Annotated in this window: 11 protein-coding genes; 5 read left to right on the top strand and 6 right to left on the bottom strand. The window is 62.0% G+C overall.

Annotation, left to right across the window (positions count from 1 at the left end; genetic code table 11):
- The first annotated feature begins 52 nt into the window (after positions 1 to 52).
- The 5 genes from ACS5PJ_RS02420 to nrdF all read left to right on the top strand — a co-directional run bounded on the left by ACS5PJ_RS02420 (position 53) and on the right by nrdF (position 6,523).
- Positions 53 to 1,840, top strand: a complete 1,788-nt coding sequence (locus ACS5PJ_RS02420) for a long-chain-fatty-acid--CoA ligase (RefSeq protein ID WP_439433322.1) — start codon at positions 53 to 55, stop codon at positions 1,838 to 1,840.
- 347 nt (positions 1,841 to 2,187) lie between these two features.
- Positions 2,188 to 2,433, top strand: coding sequence for a glutaredoxin-like protein NrdH (gene nrdH / locus ACS5PJ_RS02415; RefSeq protein WP_131683980.1), 246 nt, complete (start codon positions 2,188 to 2,190; stop codon positions 2,431 to 2,433).
- A gap of 52 nt (positions 2,434 to 2,485) precedes the next feature.
- A complete protein-coding gene (nrdI, locus tag ACS5PJ_RS02410) occupies positions 2,486 to 2,959 on the top strand; it encodes a class Ib ribonucleoside-diphosphate reductase assembly flavoprotein NrdI (RefSeq protein ID WP_439433321.1) in 474 nt (157 codons plus the stop codon).
- A gap of 65 nt (positions 2,960 to 3,024) precedes the next feature.
- Positions 3,025 to 5,145, top strand: coding sequence for a class 1b ribonucleoside-diphosphate reductase subunit alpha (gene nrdE, locus ACS5PJ_RS02405; protein WP_439433560.1), 2,121 nt, complete (start codon positions 3,025 to 3,027; stop codon positions 5,143 to 5,145).
- Between the two features lie 403 nt (positions 5,146 to 5,548).
- On the top strand, positions 5,549 to 6,523 hold the full coding sequence (nrdF, locus tag ACS5PJ_RS02400; protein ID WP_108600538.1) for a class 1b ribonucleoside-diphosphate reductase subunit beta: 975 nt from the start codon (positions 5,549 to 5,551) through the stop codon (positions 6,521 to 6,523).
- Between the two features lie 470 nt (positions 6,524 to 6,993).
- On the opposite strand, the gene ACS5PJ_RS02395 is transcribed toward nrdF, so the two are convergent.
- From ACS5PJ_RS02395 to ACS5PJ_RS02370, 6 genes are all read right to left on the bottom strand, one after another.
- Entirely contained in the window at positions 6,994 to 8,130 is a 1,137-nt protein-coding gene (locus ACS5PJ_RS02395; RefSeq protein WP_439433320.1) for a hypothetical protein, read from the bottom strand.
- 167 nt (positions 8,131 to 8,297) lie between these two features.
- Positions 8,298 to 11,486 carry a type I restriction endonuclease subunit R gene (locus ACS5PJ_RS02390; RefSeq protein ID WP_439433319.1) on the bottom strand — a complete coding sequence of 1,063 codons (3,189 nt, stop codon included), beginning with the start codon at positions 11,484 to 11,486 and terminating at the stop codon, positions 8,298 to 8,300.
- Positions 11,483 to 12,646, bottom strand: coding sequence for a PDDEXK nuclease domain-containing protein (locus ACS5PJ_RS02385; protein ID WP_439433318.1), 1,164 nt, complete (start codon positions 12,644 to 12,646; stop codon positions 11,483 to 11,485). Before ACS5PJ_RS02385 ends, ACS5PJ_RS02390 begins: the two co-directional genes overlap by 4 nt.
- A gap of 204 nt (positions 12,647 to 12,850) precedes the next feature.
- Positions 12,851 to 14,026 carry a restriction endonuclease subunit S gene (locus ACS5PJ_RS02380; protein ID WP_439433317.1) on the bottom strand — a complete coding sequence of 392 codons (1,176 nt, stop codon included), beginning with the start codon at positions 14,024 to 14,026 and terminating at the stop codon, positions 12,851 to 12,853.
- Entirely contained in the window at positions 14,023 to 15,651 is a 1,629-nt protein-coding gene (locus ACS5PJ_RS02375) for a class I SAM-dependent DNA methyltransferase (protein ID WP_439433316.1), read from the bottom strand. The genes ACS5PJ_RS02380 and ACS5PJ_RS02375 overlap by 4 nt, the downstream gene beginning before the upstream one ends.
- Positions 15,651 to 17,714 carry a hypothetical protein gene (locus tag ACS5PJ_RS02370; RefSeq protein WP_439433315.1) on the bottom strand — a complete coding sequence of 688 codons (2,064 nt, stop codon included), beginning with the start codon at positions 17,712 to 17,714 and terminating at the stop codon, positions 15,651 to 15,653. Before ACS5PJ_RS02370 ends, ACS5PJ_RS02375 begins: the two co-directional genes overlap by 1 nt.
- Positions 17,715 to 17,832 lie beyond the last annotated feature (118 nt).

Genomic DNA, 17,832 nt, shown 5'->3' with positions numbered 1-17,832 from the left:
CGCAGACGGGGTGTTCGCAGCCCCGGGCAGACTCCGGCGGCAAGGACTGATCATGAAGTGGAAACCCACCCGGAAAGTGACCGGCAGCCATGCTGGAAACAGTGCAGCTCCCCAGCCGGGGCAGCCGTGGAGTGAGCGTCCATGGACCCGGTCCTACGGTCCCGGGGTCCCGGCAGGCCTGGTGCTTCCGGACGGTTCGCTGGTGGACCTCCTGGACCAATCGGTGCGCCGTTACGGCACCAGGACCGCACTGGAGTTCTTCGGTGCCCGGACCAGTTACCGCGAGCTTGGAACACAGATCAGCAGGGCAGCGGCGGGCCTGAAGAAGCTCGGTGTGAAGGCCGGGGACAGGGTTGCCCTCGTCATGCCGAACTGCCCGCAGCACATTGTCGCGTTCCACGCCGTGCTGCGCCTGGGGGCGGTAGTGGTGGAACACAATCCCCTTTACACGGACCGCGAACTGCGGCACCTCTTCGAGGACCACGGGGCCACCGTCGCAATTGTCTGGGACAAGGCGGTGGAGCGGGTCCGCCAACTGCCGCCCGACGTCGTGCTCGGCAGCATCGTCTCGGTGGAGCTCATCCCTGCCATGCCGCTGTTGCAGCGGCTGGCATTGCGGCTTCCGGTTCCCGCGGCCCGCAAGGCCCGGGCCGCGCTTACCGTGGGCAGGCAGGAGGCGAAGAGCAGACCGGCGCCGGCCGTGCGGCCCGTACTGCCGTGGCGGGAACTGCTCGACGCCGGAGACCTCAAGAAGAAACACCCCCGGCCTGCCGCCGGGGACCTAGCAGTCCTCCAGTACACCTCCGGCACCACAGGCACGCCCAAGGCTGCCATGCTCACCCATGCCAATCTGCAGGCGAACGCCGCGCAGGGCCGCGCCTGGGTTCCGGGGCTCAAGGAGGGCCGGGAAACCGTGTATGCGGTCCTGCCGCTGTTCCATGCCTACGGCCTGACGCTGTGCATGACCTTCGCGTTGAGCATCGGCGCGAAGCTGGTCCTGTTTCCCAGGTTCGACGTCGACCTGGTGCTGAAGGCGTTCAGGAAATCACCGGCGACGTTCCTGCCTGCCGTGCCGCCGATCTACGACCGGATCGCTGCCGCCGCAGCCGAACGCGGGATCGGACTGGAAAGCATCCGTTTCTCGATCTCCGGCGCCATGAACCTGCCCACCGCGACCGTGGAGACGTGGGAGAAAGCGACCGGCGGCTATCTTATTGAGGGCTACGGGCTGACCGAAACCTCCCCGATTGCGATCGGGAACCCGTTCGGTCCCACCCGCAAGCCGGGCACTGTGGGGGTTCCGTTTCCGCTGACCGACATCAGGGTGGTTGATCCCAGGAACACCGCGCTGGACCGTGCCCCGGGCGAGGAGGGGGAACTCCTGATCCGTGGACCCCAGGTGTTTGCCGGCTACTGGAACCGGCCGGAGGAGACGGAGGACTCACTGCTCGACGGCGGCTGGTTCCGCACCGGCGACATCGTCTCCGTGGACGATGACTACTTCGTCACCATCCGGGACAGGATCAAGGAACTGATCATCACGGGCGGCTTCAACGTCTCGCCCAGCGAGGTGGAGGACGTCATCGCCGCCTTCCCGGGCGTTTCGGAAGTCTCCGTCGTCGGGCTGCCCCGCCCTGGAGGCGGCGAAGACGTGGTGGCCGCCGTGGTGCCCATCCCCGGAACCACCCTTGATTCTGTGGCGCTCCTGGCCTTCGCCCGCGAAAATCTCACCGCCTACAAGGTGCCGCGCCGGGTGGTGGTGCTCGACTCCCTTCCGCGCTCGCTCATTGGCAAAGTCCTGCGCAGGGAGATCCGGGACAAACTGGTGGCACAGGGCTGAAGCGGGTCCGCCCGGCGTCGTCCTCGTGTGCCCCTGACCACTACATGTAGTGGTCTGCCACTCGTTTCATACGCGCAGCCACAAGGCGCGACACGCCGTCCGGAAAACGACACGCGGGGCGTTAAATGTGGCTAAGTACTCCACAGGGTGTGGATTTCGTCCGCGAAAATGCCTGAAATCCGGACATTTTGAGGGCCCTTGCCTGTGGATTAAAAGTGCATTAAATGACATACTTGTAATACATCATCTTGGGGTTCCGGAGAGCCGTCTGCACTACATGTAGTATCGACGTACAGCTTGGGCGGGACAAAGACGAGCGAAGATTTCGATAAAAGGGGACAGGGACCATGACCGTTACGGTTTACACAAAGCCGGCTTGTGTTCAGTGCAACGCAACCTACCGTGCGCTGGACAAAAAGGGCATCACTTATCAGAGCGTTGACATCTCCCAGGACGCCGAGGCCCTCGAGCGCCTGAAGGCCCTGGGTTACATGCAGGCTCCCGTAGTGGTCACCGACCAGGACCACTGGTCAGGCTTCCGCCCGGACAAGATCGAGGAACTGGCCCTGGCTTCCGTTTCCTCCGTGGCCTAAGGCCGCACTTTCCGCCATCCGGCAACCCATCAACACTCCTGAGGTAACTCCCGTGGCAGCACTGGCAGTGGCCGAGGCCCAAGTGGCCGGATTGCCGCCTGTCACCACGCAGAGCCAGCTCATCTACTTTTCCTCCACCTCCGAGAACACCAGCCGCTTCGTCTCAAAGCTCGGCCGGGAGAACGCCCGGATCCCGCTTCATTCAAAGGATGCACCCCTTCTCGCCACCCGGCCGTTCGTGCTGGTGCTGCCGACCTATGGCGGTACCGGGGGAGAGGGATCAGTGCCCAAGCAGGTCATCCGCTTTCTGAACAACCCGCAGAACAGGAAACTGATCCGCGGGGTCATCGGTGCCGGCAACACAAACTTCGGGGACAACTACTGCATGGCTGCGGACATCATCGCCGCCAAATGCCAGGTACCCCGGCTCTACCGTTTCGAACTCATGGGCACGCCAGAAGACGTGGCCCGGGTCAACCAAGGATTGGATACGTTTTGGACACGACTGTCTCAGACACAGAAGTAACCAGGGCCGAAGGCCAGGGAACCCGTGTTGCTGAAAAGCACGGCGTCGACCTGGAGAAGCCCGAGATGCCGGCCGCCTACAAGGGCCTGGGCTACCACGAGCTGAACGCCATGCTGAACCTCTATGGCCCCAACGGCGAGATCCAGTTCGAGGCTGACCGCGAGGCTGCGCACCAGTACTTCCTGCAGCACGTGAACAACAACACGGTGTTCTTCCATGACCTGGAGGAGAAGCTCGATTACCTGGTGAAGAACCAGTACTACGAGCGCGAAACCCTCGACCAGTACACGATGAACTTCATCCGCGAGCTCTACAACCGCGCGTACAAGAAGAAGTTCCGCTTCGAGACTTTCCTGGGCGCGTTCAAGTTCTACACGTCCTACACACTGAAGACGTTCGACGGCAAGCGCTTCCTGGAGCGCTACGAGGACCGGGTGTGCATGGTTGCCCTGCACCTGGCCCGCGGCGACGAGCAGCTCGCCCTGCAGATGGTGGACGAGATCATCGAAGGCCGCTTCCAGCCGGCCACGCCCACGTTCCTGAACGCCGGCAAGCGCCAGCGCGGCGAGCTGGTCTCCTGCTTCCTGCTCCGCATCGAAGACAACATGGAGTCGATCGGCCGGTCCATCAACTCCGCCCTGCAGCTGTCCAAGCGCGGCGGCGGTGTGGCGTTCGCACTGACCAACATCCGCGAAGTGGGCGCCCCGATCAAGCAGATCGAGAACCAGTCCTCCGGCGTCATCCCCGTGATGAAGCTCCTCGAGGACAGCTTCTCCTACGCCAACCAGCTCGGTGCCCGCCAGGGTGCCGGCGCGGTGTACCTGCACGCGCACCACCCGGACATCTACCGCTTCCTGGACACCAAGCGCGAGAATGCGGACGAGAAAATCCGCATCAAGACCCTCTCGCTGGGCGTCGTCATCCCGGACATCACGTTCGAGCTGGCCAAAAAGGACGAGGACATGTACCTCTTCTCCCCGTACGACGTCGAGCGCGTCTACGGCATGCCGTTCTCCGACGTCTCGGTCACCGAGAAGTACTACGAGATGGTGGACGACTCCCGGATCAAGAAGACCAAGATCAAGGCGCGTGAGTTCTTCCAGACGCTCGCTGAGATCCAGTTCGAATCCGGCTACCCGTACATCATGTTCGAGGACACCGTGAACCGGGAGAACCCGATTGACGGCAAGATCATCATGTCCAACCTGTGCTCGGAGATCCTCCAGGTCTCCCAGCCCACCACGTACAACGATGACCTGTCCTACGCTGAGACCGGCAAGGACATCTCCTGCAACCTGGGCTCGCTGAACATCGCCAAGACCATGGACAGCCCGGACTTCGGCCTGACCATCGAGACGGCCATCCGGTCTCTCTCGGCTGTCTCGGACATGTCCAACATCACCTCGGTGCCTTCCATTGCCCGCGGCAACGACCAGAGCCACGCCATTGGCCTGGGCCAGATGAACCTGCACGGCTACCTGGCCCGCGAGCGGGTCCACTACGGCTCCGAAGAGGGCCTGGACTTCACCAACATCTACTTCTACTCGGTGGTGTACCACGCGGTCCGCGCCTCCAATAAGCTGGCCATTCAGACCGGTCAGACGTTCGGCGGCTTCGAGAAGTCCAAGTACGCCTCGGGCGAGTTCTTCGACAAGTACACCGACCGCGAGTGGGTGCCGCAGACCGCTAAGGTCGCGGAGCTGTTCAAGAACATCCACATCCCCACCCAGGAAGACTGGCGCGAGCTCAAGGCTTCCGTCATGGAGCACGGCATCTACAACCAGAACCTGCAGGCAGTCCCGCCCACGGGCTCGATCTCCTACATCAACAACTCCACCTCCTCGATCCACCCGGTGGCGTCCAAGATCGAGATCCGCAAGGAAGGCAAGCTGGGCCGCGTGTACTACCCGGCGCCGTACCTCACCAACGACAACCTGGAGTACTACCAGGACGCGTACGAGCTCGGCTACGAGAAAGTCATCGACACCTACGCCGCTGCTACCCAGCACGTTGACCAGGGCCTGTCCCTGACGCTGTTCTTCAAGGACACCGCCACCACGCGTGACATCAACAAAGCCCAGATCTACGCCTGGAAAAAGGGCATCAAGACCATCTACTACATCCGTCTCCGCCAGCTCGCGCTGGAAGGGACTGAGGTGGACAACTGTGTTTCGTGCATGCTTTAGTTGAAGTTTCAACCAAGTCGTGTAGGACGCTTAAAAGCTTGAGGAGCCATGCTCTAACATGACTCCTCAATTCGTCCCGGTAACGAGACGGTTCCAAAGTGATTGCCTTGGACTGTTGAGTTTACAGGAGTTGTCGGTCGTCTGTCGACGATCCTCCTTCCGGGATGTAGATCCCGGAAGGAGGTGAATACAGTGGCTGGTAAGAAGAATCCGCCCAAGTTCCGCGACGCGGGAACTGGGCAGTATGTAACACCCAAGTATGCAGATAAGCATCCGAAAACAACGGTGAAGGAATCGAAGTAACGGATGGCCTGGCTGGACCGGCGTCGATCAAAAGATCGGCGCAGGTCCAGCCTCAGCTAGCCTTCGGGGAGACCCGTAAGGTCAAGGAGAGAGAATAGACATGACTGAGAAAGTCAAGCTGCTGAGCCACGTCGAGGCCATCAACTGGAACCGCATCCAGGACGAAAAGGACGTGGACGTCTGGAACCGTCTGGTCAATAACTTCTGGCTGCCGGAGAAGATCCCGCTCTCCAACGACGTCCAGTCGTGGGCCACGCTGACCCCGGATGAGCAGCAGCTCACCATGCGCGTGTTCACCGGCCTCACCCTGCTGGACACCATCCAGGGCACGGTCGGCGCCGTCTCTTTGATCCCGGATGCGCTGACCCCGCACGAAGAAGCCGTATACACGAACATCGCGTTTATGGAGTCCGTGCACGCCAAGAGCTACTCCTCCATCTTCTCCACGCTGGCCTCCACCAAGGAGATCGACGAGGCCTTCCGCTGGTCCACCGAGAACGCGAACCTTCAGAAGAAGGCGCAGATCGTCATGGACTACTACCAGGGCGACGACCCCCTGAAGCGCAAGGTGGCCTCCACCCTGCTGGAGAGCTTCCTGTTCTACTCGGGCTTCTACCTGCCGATGTACTGGTCCTCACGGGCCAAGCTGACGAACACCGCTGACCTGATCCGCCTGATCATCCGCGATGAGGCAGTGCACGGCTACTACATCGGCTACAAGTTCCAGAAGGGCCTCGAAGGCCTGTCCGAGGAACGCAAGCAGGAGATCAAGGACTACACGTTCGAACTGCTCTTCGAGCTGTACGAAAACGAAGTCCAGTACACCCATGATCTTTACGACTCCGTGGGCTTGGCCGAGGACGTCAAGAAGTTCCTGCACTACAACGCCAACAAGGCGCTGATGAACCTGGGCTACGAGGCCATGTTCCCGGCTTCCGTCACCGACGTGAACCCGGCCATCCTCTCGGCACTGTCACCGAACGCTGACGAAAACCACGACTTCTTCTCCGGGTCAGGTTCGTCCTACGTCATTGGCAAGGCTGTCAATACGGAAGACGACGACTGGGACTTCTAGGACTGACTGCCTTGTTGTCTTTATGAGATGACTGTCACCTAAGCCCTGAAGAGTAGGTCGTGCGGTGGAAGAAACACATCGTTGAGTTGAAAGTACTCCAATGTGGCGACTGCCTACGAGAAGGACCCTGCACATAAAATGTGCAGGGTCTTTCTAGTGAAACTCCAAGGGCTCCGCCTGCAGTTGCCGGACGCGTCCGCAAAACATTCAGACAGGGTGATGTGAACGGCTAGTCCTGGATGCCAGCACCCTCTCCACGACACCCTTTGCGGTTTCCGTGCTCTTCAACGTACCGGGCCGCCCTAATGATCCGGCGCCTGTATCTATGGTGAACTCGGCTTCACGGACAAGCTTCAGTGTTTCCTGAAGATCCCCTCGTTGTATGCTCCGGAGCTTCCGCACGCGCTTAATGCCTGCCATCACTACCTTCTCCTGTTGGTTCAATCATAGTCTCAACGAGGTGTGACATTTCATCCTGGACGTCCCCCCATAATGGGAAAGTTTAGCCGAAATGCCAACAACCAGATCGTCGCCACGACTTGTGTTCCGCCTACAGCGATCCAGAGAACCTCCCATGACGCATGCTGTAAGGGGATGGCAGCGGCAGCTGCCATCAGGACCAGCGACGTCGCCGAGAGCATGAACATATGGCGCAGTGGGCTCAAAAGGGTTCCAGTCAGGGCGTGTTCAGGGGCGCGTGCCTGCCATGACAAAAAGATCGCTGGTCCCACCAGGAACAGAGATGCAGACGGCGAGGGCACCTTGAAGTCTGCAGAGACGATCTCCAAAACGTCTGTTTTATCCAGCCATGCAAGCACAGTCAGGAGAAGTACAACGGGTACGGTGAGGAGTGCAAACCAGTAGATGCCCCGACGCGCCGGGATGACATCTACACGGAGTTCTCCCGTGCTGAACCTTGATCCCGGTGACAAGGCCACGTGGCTGGTCGTTCGCTCCACCTCAGCAATGTCGAAGTCGTAGTCCACGGGTTCACCTGAGGGGTCAAGCTCGACCACGTACATTGATTCAACGGCTAGTCCGGCGGGGACCTGGACTTCGATGTGCTGACTGGCAGCGAAGCCAAAATCGGCGATCTGCATACCAAAACCCGCGGTTTCGGCTCCACCGGTCACGGCTGGTGAGTCCAAATCGTGGGAGAACTTCAGGACCGTTCTGACATCAAGAATGTTCCGGTCGACTTCGACGATGAAGAGGAAATTCTCGGAGAGCTGCCTCGCAAGACCGGCGAACACCGCGAGATCAGGGTCCACCTCAGATCCTTCCCCCGTCGTTAGTGTGGCGATCCAGCGATCGAAGGAAGCCCGTTCGGGACCGTTTGGCACATCGGCGGCAACCAACTCATTGATGTGTGTTTCACACGTTGCCCAGAGTTCGGGATCTCGGACTATCCAAGCCGGTGCCAGGTCGACCAACAGGTCCAGCGCCAGCTGGCTGTTATCCAGTGTTCCCAAAATGGGTATCGTTTTTCCATCACGGTCGGCCGTATCGACATCGCGGAGCCGAGCCTTTGCTATCAGCGCAAGCGGCACCAGAACTTTTCCCTTTGACCCGACGATTTCCAAGTCGCTGGGGACGGTTACGTCCAAGGAGACGCACCTTCGCGTGGAGCCCTCTTCGCCGAGCTTCAGAGTGTCGACGCGGCGGTGCACCCAAGCCTGTGACCCCAACATGAGTTTTTTCATGCGGGCCCCGTCGGTGTCTTCTGGTTTTCGAGCCAGTGGTCTCCGGTTTGCCACGGGATGCCACCTCGGCGTCACGTCCGCGCCTCAGCAAACCTTGGTGCCATGGATTCCATCTGTTCCATGACCAGCTTGATTGCCTCCGGCTGCTTGTCGGGCGGATAGCCGTTGAGCACAAGCAAACGCTTGATGGATGAACGAAGCTTGGCGCGGACGTCGTCGCGCACGGTCCAGTCGGTCCGTACGTCTCGCCGCATCACATTCACGAGCTGCCGGGCGATCTCGGCCAGCTTCCCTTCGCCCTGCACCGCCACCGCGGATTCGTTCGAAGCTACGGCATCGTAGAACGCGAGTTCGTCTGAGTTCAGCGGGGGAGTGAAGTTCGCACCGCGGTTGCCTTCAGCGGCAACCTCGCGAGCCAGCTCCACCAGCTCAGCGATGACCTCAGCCGAGGTGAGCTGCTGGTTGGTGTACTTCTTCATCAGCTCGGTGATCCGTTCGGAGAACGCCCTCTGCCGGATCACGTTGTTGCGAGTGGACGCGGCGGACTCGTCGGCGATGAGCTTCCGCAGCGCCTCGATAGCCAGCTGCGGGTTGCGGGCCTTCTGCGTCTTCGCGATGAACTCCGGCGTCAGGTCATCCAGGGACGGCTTCGGCATGCCGGCAGCATCATAGATATCCAGCACCTCGCCGGACGACGTGGCATTGGCGATCAGCTGGCCCAGCAAGCGTTGGATCTCCTCCGGAACCGGCTCACCGCTGGCCTGCCGGTCCGCGGCGTCGTACTTGGCCATCCAGACGCGGATCTCCTCATACACCTGAATTTCCGGACGCAGCTCGGCCAATGTCTCAGACCCGGAGCATAGTGCCCACGCGCGCGAGAGTTGGCTGGAGAACTTGCGGTACTTCGCGGCAACCGACTCTTCGCCGTCTGCAGGTTGGTTACCGGGCGTCGCAGGGTTGCGCAGGTAGCTGACCGCTCCAGTCACTGCGTTCAGGAAAGACTTCGGCCCACCCTTCATCAGCACAGCTTTCCAGTCATGGCCAGCCAGCAGGGACCGCAGGGACTCCACGAGGGAAACAGTCAGCCCAACAGCCTCATCGATGTTCTTGCCCACCGGCTTGTTGGCCCGGTCCGACTGCGTGTACTCGCCTAGCGCCTTGGCCAGGTTCTCCGCCAGCGGCGCGTATGCCACCAGCAGCCCGTCTTCCTTGCCGCGGAACGTGCGGTTCACGCGTGCCAGCGTTTGCATCAGCAGCGCACCTTTGAGCGGCCGGTCCAGATACAGCGTGTGCAGGGGAGGGGAGTCGTAGCCCGTGAGCATCATGTCCTTGACGATCACCAGCTCCAGCTCGTCGTCAATGTTCTTGAGCCGCTCCTTCACCTGGGCATTCAACGAATCCCGGCGTACGTGCAACGACACTGGAGGTGCATCGGTCGCGTCGCCGGAGTACACCACCTTGATTTTGCCCTTCGATAGGTCGTCCGAATGCCAGCCCGGCCGCAGTTCCACAATCGCTGAGTACAGCTTTGCGCAGATCTCCCGCGTTCCGCCCACGATCATCGCCTTGCCGGGCGCCTCGATGAACTTGCCCATCCGCTCGCGCCGGTTCTCCCAGTGCGCCACCAGGTCTTCAGCCAACGCAGCGATTCGCTGCGGGGCACCATAAACGGCATTGACGACGGCGACACTCGCCTCGAGGCGCGCCCGCTCGGTGTCGTCCAGGCCGAGAGTTGCCTCGTCGGCGGCCTGGTCCAGGATCTCCTCGGTGACATCCGAAGCCAGGCCCACTTTGATGAGCCGCGGTTCGAAGTAGACAGGCACTGTGGCTCCGTCTTCCACCGCCCGCGAGAGGTCGTAGATATCGATGTAGTCACCGAAGACGGCCTGGGTGTTGCGGTCGTCAAAAGAGATCGGGGTCCCCGTGAACGCGATCAGGGTCGCGTGCGGCAGGGCATCACGCAGGTGGCGGGCGTAGCCGTCCAGATCGTCGTAGTGCGAGCGGTGCGCCTCATCCACCACCACGATGATGTTCCGCCGGTCGGACAACAGCGGGTGGTCCGCGCCGGCGTCCTTCTCCGACTTGCTGCGGCCGAACTTTTGCAGCGTGGTGAAATAGATTCCGCCTGTCGTCCGGTTGCTCAACTCGTCCCGCAGCTCGGAGCGCCTCTTGATCTGCTTGGGCGACTCCGCCAGCAGCAGGCTGCGGTCGAAGCCCTCGAACAGCTGGCCATCCAGCTCGTTCCGGTCCGTGATGACGACGACGGTCGGGTTCTTCAGTTTGGGCGCACGGGCCACCATGTTGGCATACAGTTCCATCTCCATGGACTTGCCCGAACCCTGGGTATGCCAGACCACGCCGGCCTTGCCGTTGCTCTCCACCGCCTGGATGGTGCTCGCCACCGCCTTGGTGACCGCATAGTACTGGTGCGGCTTGGCGATGCGCTTGGCCAGCCCGCCCGAGCCCTGATCGAACGCCGTAAAGTTTCGGGTCAGCTGCAGGAAACGTTCCTGGTTGTAGAGACCGTCCAGTGCGGTATCCAGGGCGGTAACGGCGTCGCCGTCGAGCATCAGGCCCTGCGGAACCGGCACGCCGTCGTCGTCCACGTTCCACGGTGAGAAGTGATTGAAGGGGGTGAACGGCGTTCCGTACTTGGCCTGGATGCCGTCCGAGGCGAGCGTGAACACGCAGAAGCGGAAGGCCATGGGGAATTCGCGGAGGTAGGTCTGAAGCTGGGCGTGCGCGCCGGGAAGGTCGGCGTGGGCGTTGCCGGCCTTTTTGAGTTCGATGACGCTGACGGGCATGCCGTTGCAGTAGAGGACGATGTCGAAGCGGCGCTTGTAGTCGCCCTCCACGAGAGTTACCTGGTTAACGGCGAGCCAGTCGTTCTGGTCGGGTTCCTGGCTCATGATCCTGATGGTCGGGTTGGCTTCGTAGCCGTCGGAATCGATGTAGGACAGCCGGTAGCCGTCTACCAGGCAGTCGTGGATCCGGTGGTTCTCCGCCAGAGCATCGTTCGATGCGGGTGACGTGATTTCCGCCAGCGCCTGCTGCAGGTACGGCGCCGGGACGGTTGGGTTGAGCCGCCGCAGGGCTTCGAGCAGCCGCGGCCGGATGAGCAGCTCAGCCCAGGAATCGCGTTCTCCGGAGCCCGGTGCGATTGACTGGCCCTCGACGGGTTTCCAGTCCAGTTCCCCGAGCCGCTCCTTCGCGGCCCCTTCCCAGTCGGCCTCGGAAAAAGCTATTGCTGGTGCTGTCACGGTGATTCCCCCTGGTTGACCGGATCTTCTGATGATAGTTCCTGCGAAAGTTCGGCCTCGAGCTCTTCGATGCTGGGCAGCGTGGAGGCGAATTCCGCGGGCAGCGATTCCACGATTTCTGTCTTCCACTCGGAGACGCCGATGGGCATCTGGGTGGTCCGGAGCGCGTACTCGGCCACCACGTTGTTTTTGGATTTGCAGAGCAGTAGGCCGATAGTCGGCTTGTCCTCCGGGTGGGCCAGGAGGTCGTCAACGGCAGCCATGTACAACCCGATTTGACCGAGGTAGCCCGGATCGAACTTCGTGGCCTTCAACTCGATGACTATGTAGGCGCGCAGTTTCAGGTGGTAGAAGAGGAGGTCGGCGAAGAATTCGTCGCCGCCGACCACCAGGCGAACCTGCTCGCCGACGAACGCGAAGCCCTGGCCGAGCTCCAGAAGGAACTTCTCAACATGCTTGATGAGCTGGCCTTCCAGCTCACGTTCGTGGCGTTTGTCCGTCATGGAAACGATGTCGAAGATATAGGGGTCTTTGGTGAGTTGATCGGCGAGGTCAGAGTCCGACGGCGGCAGCGTCGCCTTGAAATTGTTGATGGACTTACCGGCGCGTGCGTGGAGCTGGCTTTCGATTTGGTGGACCAGAACGTTGCGGGACCAACCATGTTCGACGGCGGCGGATGCGTACCAGAGGCGGGCTTCGGGCTCGTTGAGCTTCTGAATGAGGGCAATATGGTGATACCAGGGCAATTGTGAAAGCGGCGCTTTCACAATTGCTTGCTCGTCCCATGTGGCTGCAAGCGCACGCATGAACATGAGATTCCGGGGCGAGAACCCTTTGGATTGAGGAAAGCGCTCCTTAAGATCCGCAGCAAGACGAGTGGTGACTTTCGTGCCCCAGCCTTCCTCTCCCTGGCGGATCAGGATGTCGCGACCAATGGCCCAATACGTGGCGACCAGTTCTTGATTGGCAGCGGCCACGGCGCGGGCTCGGCCCAGCACAACCTGCTGGGAGACGGCGTCGAGCAAGTCCGGATACCACGCCGGCATGGTGCTTTTCGCGGGGGTCTCGGGAAATGACGCACCAGCGGCATGCTTGCGTGTTCCGGGGCCGATGCCTATCTTGATAGGTTCTGCCGGGTTCTGCTTACTTGGTGTCGACATGAGTAGCCCCTCGTGTGATTGGTTTGCTTGCCTTGAAGCTACCGAAGGGGGCAGACATTGTGAGGGGACGTACGGGGCCGTTCGGGCAGCGTCTATTCCGACCTGTGCAACGCGTTGCAACATTGCAGGGTGGCCGAGTGTCAATTGGGCGGCGGGCTGCTGCACAATTGACTGCCGCCTCAGTTGTTGCAACGCGTTGTACGTTCACACCCCGGCCGTCTCCAGGACTGCTTCCGCATCCTTGACCCGGAGCTTGCCGGACATGAGCTGGGGGAGGAGTGCGTCGCGGGTTGCGGCGAGGGCAATGTTCTCTTCGGAAAGAGAATGGAGCGACTCTCGCAAGGGTTCCGCCAGCGCTTCGAACGATCGGCGGTCATTTTCCGACAGAAGTGGGACCGGGGCCGCTTGGAACCGGTCTGCACGAACGGCCGGATAAGCACTACCTTCTGCAACGGTCTCTAGGTATGAGGTGAACTCAGTCCGTTTCGTGACTTCGTAGAGGTATGCAAAACCAACTGTTCGCGGCGACAAGACAGCCAAGCCCGTAGAGCCAACAAGGAGTGGATCATCAGAAAGGTTCAGGGCATGGGATCGCCGGTTTGGCCTGACGGTTGACCAGATCGTGTCGCCTTTTCGCACTCGACGCCGTGCCCTGGAGGGTGCGGATTCCCAATCGATCGGAGTCGGGAATTCGTAGGTTCCAACCCCCACTGAAGCTATGTCGATGTAACGGAGTTGACCTCCCATGGTCGGCTTTACAGTGTCAACGTTGACGTAGGCAATTTCACTGAGCGGGACTTCCTTCAAGTCATTGGTTAGCAACGACGTGAACGTCGAAGATAGGAAGTCGTCTGCCGTGGTGGCGAGTTTGGTGTTGGCGGCGATCTTGTCGTCGAGGGCGCCCAGGACCTCGGCAACCGCCTTTTGCTCATTCAAAGACGGCAGATCGACAGGGAAAGATCGTACGTCAGCGACCCGCAGGTGCGGCGTGGTCGAACCATGCGCTAGAGCGAGAATACGTGCCTGTGTTATGGGTGCACTGAGATATAAGCGCAAGAAGTCCGAATCCGCTTTCTCCGGGTCTGTCCTCAGCAGCATTGTCCGTTGACCGGCAGCCACTTTACCGCCAGCAGGTATGGAAACGACCGGACCTACTGGCGCTTCACGGGCAAAGAGAATGTCGCCTTCTCTTGGAAGCAACCGGGCGGTCCATTCGGCGAACGTGGCTTCATTGATCCGACGGGCTTCCGAGTAGTTGATCACGTTGCCGCGCATTGCAGGCGTGCCCACAGCGAAGTACTCACCTGTCGGGTCTTCAGGCGCCGTCCTGTTCTTGCAGTCGACTACGTGGGAGCAAAATTCCTCAAGGGCCAACGTCACGAAACCCTCCCCAACTGCTCGCGCACAACCTGAGCCAATCGCTCGGACTCCTCGAACTGCTCAAACAGTTCCTTCGATAGCCGGGCGATCTTCTCTTCGACCGGCTCGCCGTCGTCCTCCACATCGGCGGCCCCGACATAGCGTCCGGGAGTCAGTGCGTAGTCGGCGGCCTTGATTTCCGCGAGGGTGGCCGAATAGCAGAAGCCGGCCTCGTCGTCGTACGTCAGACCCGCCTCGCCGGCGGAAGCCGAGCCGCGCCACGCGTGGAAGGTGTTGGCGATCTTGGCGATGTCCTCGTCGGACAGGGCACGCTCGGCGCGGTCCACCATGTAGCCAAGGTTCCGGGCGTCGATGAAGAGCACCTGCCCCGTCCGGTCCACGGAGCCGCGCGGGCCGGCTGTCTTGTCTTTCGCGAAGAACCAGGTGGAGACCGGAATTCCTGTGCTGCGGAACAGCTGGGTGGGCAGCGCCACCATGCAGGAGACGAGGTCGGCCTCCACCAGCTGGGCGCGGATCTCGCCCTCGCCGCCGGAGTTGGAGGACATGGAGCCGTTGGCCATGACCACGCCGGCACTGCCGCCGGGCGCCAGCTTGGAAATGATGTGCTGGATCCACGCGTAGTTGGCGTTGCCTGCGGGCGGCACGCCGTACTTCCAGCGCGGATCGGACTCGGAGCGGGCCCAGTCCTTGATGTTGAACGGCGGGTTGGCCATGATGAAGTCCGCGCCGTTGGTCCCGGTCAGCTCCGGATGCTGGTCGCGGGCGAACGTGTCGCCCCAGCGGGAGGCCAGGTTGGCGTTCAGGCCGTGGATGGCCAGGTTCATCTTCGCCATCCGCCAGGTGCGCTCATTGAGCTCCTGGCCGTAGACGGAAATGTCCGAACCCTCCAGGTGGTGCGCGGCCAGGAACTTCTCGGCCTGGACGAACATGCCGCCCGAACCACAGCACGGGTCGTAAACCCGTCCACGGTGCGGTTCAAGAACCTCCACCAGGACGCGGACCACGCCGGCCGGCGTATAGAACTCGCCGCCGCGTTTGCCCTCGGCCTTGGCGAACTTCTCCAGGAAGTACTCGTACACCTCACCGAGCAGGTCGCGCGCCTTGCTGGCGCCCTGGCCGGTGAACCGGGCGGAGTTGAACAGGTCCAGCAGTTCGCCCAGGCGGCGCTGGTCCACGTTGTCACGGTTGTAAATACGGGGGAGGGTAGCTGCCAGGGACTTGTTGTCCGCCATGATGAGCTCCATGGCCTCGTCGATGAGCAGCCCGATGGACTTCGGCGCCGCGCCGGCCACCGCGTCCAGGCCCTTGGCGTGTTCCGCGAGGTAGGTCCAGCGGGCGAGGGGCGACACCCAAAACACGCCCCGGCCGGTGTACTCGTCCACGTCGTCGATCAGCTGGGCGATCTGCTCGTCGTTGAGCCCGTCCGCCTCCAGCTCGGCCTGGATCTGCCCGCGGCGCTCCTCGAACGCGTCGGACACGTACTTCAGGAACACCAGCCCCAGGATCACGTCCTTGTACTGCGAGGCATCCATCGAACCGCGGAGCTTATCCGCCGCCTTCCAGAGGGTGTCCTTCAGTTCCTTCATAGTGGACGGGGCGAGGTCCACCTTCAACTTCGGGGGCATTATGCAGTTCCTTCTACTGGTCCGGCGTGGGAAATGGGGTCTGTCAGGGTGAGGCTTCCGCCCGCTACGCCGTCCGTAATCAGGGTAGCGAGTTCTTCCAGGCGTTCGAGACGTTGACGGGCTTGGGCCTGCTCGTGTTGCAGGCGCTGCAGGGCGTTGGTGAGCGGCTGGCGCTGGACTTCCGGTGCGCGCCGCAGCAGCCAGTTCCGCCAGGACTTGTCCGCCGCGTTGAGTCTGTTGATGTCAGCGGCGACGACGGCGGGCAGCAGTCCGCCAGGGTCGCCTTGATCAATCCTCAGGATCCGGGCAGGAAAGACGACGACGGCGCCACCCTCCGCGTCGACCGTCGCGGCGGGGCGCGGGCTGGTACAGAAGACAACGTCTCCAGGTTCGGTGAGCCGCCCGGCGGGGTATCTTGCGGCGAAGTCGAGAAGGGTGATGAAGCGCGGTTGGGCGCTGTGCCCGTCCATCAACTCCTCGCGGCCGAGGATGCGGCTTCCGTCGCGGCGGTTCAGGTCAGCCTCGTCCAGCCGAATTCCTTTGAGGTATTTGAGATTTCCGGAGTTGATGAGTGCCTGGACAGTGGCGGGCCGCTGTGAGACGCCCTCCGCGGCGGGCAGCACTGCCGGCAGGGATGGCGGCTCGGCCGCCCCGGCGGACAGGACCCGGATGAGTTCCTCGATCCGGAGCGCTGCCTCGGCGCCTCGCCCCGGCGTCGTACTCTTGGCTGCCGGGACGCTGACCAGCGCGCCGTGGCTGGCGAGCAGGATGCGGGTCTGGACCAGCCGCGCGAACCTGAAGGAGTGGGCGCGGATGGTGGCGCGGTCGCCCATGGAGGCGGCGACGTCGCTGATCAGATCCTGGCTTACATCAAGGGTGAGGGGTTTGGTGCTGAGGTCAGCCACCATGGTCCATCGGTCGGCGATGGGCACTTCCGCGAACGACGGTCCCAGTATCCACAGGGCCTGCGGTTCGCGCGGCTTGGCGCGAAGGAGGCCCGGCTGCAGCCGCGCGATGGCACGTACGCGGCCGGACCGGAGGAGATCCGAGCGGAGGTTGCCGGCTTGGCCGGACAGCATGTCAGTCAGCACTCTGGCCGGGGCAAGGACCACAGCCCGCTGTCTGTCATCCATTTGAAGGACGATGTTCTCGATGCCGGACAGGATACCCACGGTGTCTTCGCCAGGCTTGCCGGGCGCCGGGTACTGTGCCACGTGCACGGCGGGTCCATTGACTGCGAACGCTCCATTGGAGTCGACCTTTACGGGCCCGCTGTCCGCCCCATGCACGGCCAGCCGCCGGCGGGCCAAACGTGAGGCGCCGCCGTCGTGATCCGCTGCCAGAAAGCTGGCAGGCTCTGCTTCGCGGAGTCTCTCGCCGATGCTCAGCATCACATCGCTCCCGCCGGGAGTCGCATCGACGAACACAGGCCTACTGTCCAGGGTGGAGGCGAGTTCGATGGCGGCGGCGCCTACGAGTTCAACGGCCGCATCCGTCAGCGCCGTGTCCGATTGCTCGCGCAGGCCTTCCTTGAAGCGGTGGGTCAACAGTTTCTCGAAGGCAGCCGGCGCGCTGAAGGCACTGTCCGCCAATCTGTCGGCGAAACCGGCCAGGCCTGTCAGTGCGGAGCCGAGGGCCTCAAGTTCGCTGTAGAGGAACACATCGTCAGGGTCAGCCTCATCTGCGGCATCCAGCAAGTCTGCGGCGGTGGTCCGGCCGAGGGCCCGTCCGGTGATGACCTTCAGTGCCAGAAGTCCAGTGAGGCCGTCGAACGTCTGCCGGCTGTCGCGTGGTGCCTCGTCTGCAGGTTGTGCCAGACTCGCAAAAACCGCTGCGTCATTCCGCACTTCGGGGTTGTTGCCACGGCCAGTCGCCACGAGCCAGTCAGTGATGTGGTCTGCATCGAACATCTCGACGCCGTTTTTGTTGGCCACGGCTGCCGGGAATGGCTGCGGGCCGTCACTGCTGCGTTTGCGCCACATAGAAACGACCGGCCGCTGCACGCGGGCCAGGGCGGCGATATCGGACAGCGTCATCCGCAATGTCCCCGTGAGTGTCTCCATGGCTGCCCCCTTCAGTCGTGATTGTGCCCCCAGCCTAGCGGCGTCCGGCGACATTCATACTTTGCAACTGATAACCGGGGTTATCAGTACTAACGCATGTCCAGCTGCGGTAACGGTC

Origin of the sequence: Pseudarthrobacter cremeus (assembly GCF_051857465.1) — a bacterium.
GTDB lineage: Bacteria > Actinomycetota > Actinomycetes > Actinomycetales > Micrococcaceae > Arthrobacter.
This window is presented reverse-complemented; position numbering and strand designations above follow the sequence as displayed.